We start from the raw sequence: 4,535 nt of genomic DNA, 5'->3' as shown, positions 1-4,535 counted from the left end.
GCGCTTCCCTCCCCGGCGCCCGCCCCCACTCACACCTCATTTCCTGCGCCCGCGCTTCTCGCGCACCCGCACCGAGATGTGGACGGGCGTGCCCTCGAATCCGAACTCCTCGCGCAGCCTGCGCTCGATGAAGCGGCGGTAGCCGGCTTCCAGGAAGCCGGAGGCGAACAGGACGAAGCGCGGCGGACGGGTGCCCGCCTGGGTACCGAAGAGGATCCGGGGCTGCTTGCCGCCCCGGACCGGATGGGGATGGGCGGCCACCAGTTCGCCGAGGAAGGCGTTGAGCCGCCCGGTCGGCACCCGGGTCTCCCAGCCGGCCAGCGCGGTCTCGATCGCCGGCACCAGCTTCTCCATATGGCGGCCGGTGCGCGCGGAGACGTTCACCCGCGGCGCCCACTTCACCTGGCCGAGATCGGTCTCGATCTCGCGCTCCAGGTAGTAGCGGCGTTCCTCGTCCAGGGTGTCCCACTTGTTGTACGCGAGGACCAGCGCGCGCCCGGCGTCGACCGCCATGGTGAGGATGCGGGTGTCCTGCACGCTGATCGGCTCGCTGACGTCGATGAGGACGACCGCGACCTCGGCCTTCTCCAGTGCGGCGGCCGTGCGCAGCGAGGCGTAGTAGTCGGCGCCCTCGGTCAGGTGCACCCGGCGCCGGATGCCGGCGGTGTCGACGAACTTCCAGGTCTTCCCACCGAGTTCGATCAGCTCGTCGACCGGATCGCGGGTGGTGCCCGCCAGTTGGTCGACGACCACCCGGTCCTCCCCCGCCACCTTGTTCAGCAGCGAGGACTTCCCGACGTTGGGGCGGCCGATCAGCGCCACCCGGCGCGGCCCGCCGATCCCGCCGCCGAAGGTCTGCGGCGGCGCCTCGGGCAGTGCCTTGAGCACCTCGTCCAGCATGTCGCCGGTGCCGCGGCCGTGCAGGGCGGAGACCGGGTGGGGCTCGCCGAGGCCGAGCGACCACAGCATGGCGGCGTCCGCCTCTCCGGAGGGCCCGTCGACCTTGTTGGCGCACAGCACCACGGGCTTGCCCGCCTTGCGCAGCAGCCTGACGACGGCCTCGTCGGTGTCGGTCGCGCCGACCGTGGCGTCCACCACGAAGACCACCGCGTCGGCGGCCTCGATCGCGAACTCCGCCTGGGCCGCCACCGAGGCGTCGATGCCCAGGACGTCCTGCTCCCAGCCGCCGGTGTCGACCACCTTGAAGCGGCGGCCCGCCCACTCGGCCTCGTAGGTGACCCGGTCCCGGGTGACGCCGGGGCGGTCCTCGACGACGGCCTCGCGGCGGCCGAGAATGCGGTTGACCAGGGTCGACTTGCCGACGTTCGGGCGGCCGACGACGGCCAGCACCGGCAGCGGCCCGTGCCCGGCCTCACCGAGCGCCCCCTCGACGTCCTCGGCGTCGAACCCCTCCTGCGCGGCGAGCTCCATGAACTCCGCGTACTCGGCGTCGCCGAGCTCACCGTGCCCGTGCTCGTCGCCGACGTGGGTCTGCTCGTTCATGAAGTCCTGTCCTCGTGTGTACGTGTTTCCCGTAGCCCTGTGCGCCCCGCGGGCGCACCGTGTGCGACCCGCGCGCGGTGCGCGGGTGCCACGGGTACGGAAGTCCAGTGTCGTCTAATCGCGTCCGGTGACGCGCCGGGCGTCGGCCAGGTGGGCCGTCAGCCGCTCGCCGATGCGTACCGTCGCCTCGTCCAGCGCGGCCCGGGTGCGCCTGCCGCTGCCGTCGCCCGCGTCGAAGGGCTCGCCGAACACGACGTCGACGCGGGCCCGCAGCGGAGGCAGCGCGGGTATCGCACGCCCCCGCCTCCCGGCCGTCCCCAGCACCGCGACGGGCACGACGGGCGCCCCCGCCCGCAGGGCGAAGTAGGCCAGGCCCGAGCGGAGCGAGGCGAAGTCGCCCTCGCCCCGGGTGCCCTCCGGGAAGATCCCCAGCACACCGCCGTCGCCCAGTACCCCCAGCGCCCTGGTGATCGCGACGCGGTCGGCGGCCTTCCGGTCCACCTCGATCTGGCCGATACCGGTCAGGAAGGGGTCGAGAGGGCCGGTGAAGGCCTCCTTCTTGATCAGGAAGTGCACCGGCCGGGGCGCGGTCCCCATCAGCAGCGGGCCGTCAACGGCGTGCGTGTGGTTGACGGCGAGGATCACCGGCCCGGCGGCCGGAACCCGCCAGGCGCCGAGCACCCTGGGCCGCCACAGCCCGTACATCAGGCCGATCCCGATGCGGCGCCCGACCGCCGCGCCCCGTGCGCTGGGAAGCCCCGGGCCGCCGCCGCTCCCGTCCGCCGCGCTCACCTGGCCTGCTGCTTCTCTTCGATCAGGGTGACGACGCACTCGATGACCTGCTCCAGGGTCAGCTCGGTGGTGTCCACCTCGACCGCGTCGTCCGCCTTGCGCAGCGGGGAGGCCTTGCGCCCGGCGTCGGCGGCGTCCCTCTTCAGGAGTGCCTCGCGGGTGGCGTCCAGGTCGACCGGACGGCTGCCGCTGCCCTTCAGCTCGCCGCCGCGCCGGGCCGCGCGGGCCTCGGGCGAGGCGGTGAGGAAGATCTTCAGGTCCGCGTCGGGCAGGACGGTGGTGCCGATGTCCCGGCCCTCGACGACGATGCCGGTGGGGGCGCCCGCGGCGATGGCGCGCTGGAGCTCGGTGATCCGGGTGCGCACCGCGGGCACCGCGCTGACCGCGCTGACCGCGCCGGTGACCTCCTGGGTGCGGATCGGGCCGGAGGCGTCCGTGCCGTCCACGGTGATGGTCGGCTCGGCCGGGTCGGTGCCGGAGAGGATCTCGGGACGGTCGGCCGCGGCGGCGACGGCCCCGGCGTCCTTCACGTCGATGTCGTGGGTCAGCATCCACCAGGTGATCGCGCGGTACTGCGCGCCGGTGTCCAGGTAGCTCAGGCCGAGCTTGGCCGCGACGGCCCGGGAGGTGCTCGACTTGCCCGTGCCGGACGGGCCGTCGATGGCGACGATGACGGGGACCGGGGCGTCCGGGGACACGGAGGACGCCTGCCGGGAGGTTGCTGCCACGGTGTCGGGCACCTTTCTCGAACTGCTCGGGGCACGGGTGGGAACGCGGGCGCGGGGCGCCGGCGAGGGGAACGCCGGCACGCCCTCCCCGTCCGGCACAAGGCTACCGCCGGCCGGGGACCCCTACTGCTGCCGGATGGCCCAGCCCCGCTCGCGCAGCGCCGCCGTCAGCACGGGGGCGGCGCTCGGCTCGACCATGAGCTGGACGTGGCCGGCCTGCTGGCCGGTGGCATGCTCGATCCGGACGTCCTCGATGTTGACGCCGACCCGTCCGGCTTCGGCGAAGATGCCGGCCAGCTCGCCCGGCTGGTCACTGATGAGCACCGCAACCGTCTCGTAGGCGGCCGGGGCCTGCCCGTGCTTGCCCGGGACCCGGGCCCGCCCGCTGTTGCCGCGGCGCAGCACGTCCTCGATGCCCGCCGCCCCGCCGGTGCGCTCGGTCTCGTCGGCGGACTGCAGCGCGCGCAGCGCCCGCACCGTCTCCTCCAGATCGCCGGCCACCGCGGCCAGGACGTCGGCCACGGGGCCGGGGTTGGCGGAGAGGATGTCGATCCACATGCCCGGATCGGAGGCGGCGATCCGCGTCACGTCGCGGATGCCCTGGCCGCACAGGCGCACGGCCGTCTCGTCGGCGCCCTCCAGGCGGGCCGCGACCAGGCTGGACAGCAGCTGCGGGGTGTGCGAGACGAGGGCGACGGCCCGGTCGTGGGCGTCGGCGTCCATCACCACGGGGACGGCACGGCAGAGCGACACCAGCTCCAGTGCGAGGTTGAGCACCTCGGTGTCGGTCTCCGGGGTGGGGGTCAGGACCCAGGGCCGCCCCTCGAAGAGATCGGCGGTGGCGGCCAGCGGACCGGAGATCTCACGCCCGGACATCGGGTGCGTGCCCAGGTAGGTGGCCGGGTCGCAGCCCAGCGCCGCCGCCTCCCGGCGCGGGCCGCCCTTGACGCTGCCGACGTCCAGGTAGCCGCGTGCCGCCTTCCGGCGCTGGGCCGCGGCGAGGACGGCGGGGATGTGGGCGGGCGGCACGGCCACGACGGCGAGGTCCACCGGCCCCTCCGGCGGCCGGTCGGTCCCCGCGCCCAGGGAGGCGGCGGTGCGGGCCTGGTCGGCGTCGTGGTCCTCCAGGTGCACCCGCACCCCGCGCCCGGCCAGCGCCAGGGCGATGGAGGTGCCGATCAGTCCGGTGCCGATGACGAGCGCGGTCCTCACCGCGCGATGTCCTCGCGCGGGGCGGCGGACCGGACACCGGCCGGGCCGCCGGCCGTCGGCGCGCAGCGCTGCGGAGATCCGGCGGGCGGCAGCGGGACCCGCCCGTCCACGCACCCTGCCCCGTGCCCGGCCTCGTCCCGGTCCAACCGCACGGCGCCCCGCACCACTCGTACCGTCACCTGCTCGCTCCCCTGCCTCCGCCCCGTGCTGCTGTCCTGACCAGCCTAGAGGCGCCGCTCCGGCTCCCGCGTCCGCCGCCCGCCCTGCGAGACGGCCGCGGGCCCGGCCCCGGCCCCGGCC

The 4,535-nt window shown here is 75.1% G+C and carries 4 protein-coding genes; all 4 read right to left on the bottom strand.

Annotated features, from left to right (window positions below; translation table 11 throughout):
• Positions 1-36 precede the first annotated feature (36 nt).
• The 4 genes from der to AC2CJA_RS24510 all read right to left on the bottom strand — a co-directional run bounded on the left by der (position 37) and on the right by AC2CJA_RS24510 (position 4,235).
• Complete coding sequence (gene der, locus AC2CJA_RS24525; protein WP_484604863.1) at positions 37-1,503, bottom strand: ribosome biogenesis GTPase Der; 1,467 nt, start codon at positions 1,501-1,503, stop codon at positions 37-39.
• 114 nt (positions 1,504-1,617) lie between these two features.
• The gene (locus AC2CJA_RS24520) at positions 1,618-2,334 is read right to left on the bottom strand and encodes a lysophospholipid acyltransferase family protein (RefSeq protein WP_484604862.1); all 717 of its coding nucleotides are present in this window, start codon (positions 2,332-2,334) and stop codon (positions 1,618-1,620) included.
• Positions 2,292-3,023, bottom strand: a complete 732-nt coding sequence (cmk, locus tag AC2CJA_RS24515; protein ID WP_484604861.1) for a (d)CMP kinase — start codon at positions 3,021-3,023, stop codon at positions 2,292-2,294. Before cmk ends, AC2CJA_RS24520 begins: the two co-directional genes overlap by 43 nt.
• Before the next feature lie 123 nt (positions 3,024-3,146).
• Entirely contained in the window at positions 3,147-4,235 is a 1,089-nt protein-coding gene (locus tag AC2CJA_RS24510) for a prephenate dehydrogenase (RefSeq protein ID WP_484604860.1), read from the bottom strand.
• Positions 4,236-4,535 lie beyond the last annotated feature (300 nt).

It is taken from the genome of Streptomyces sp. ATLC9, assembly GCF_057196705.1.
This window is presented reverse-complemented; position numbering and strand designations above follow the sequence as displayed.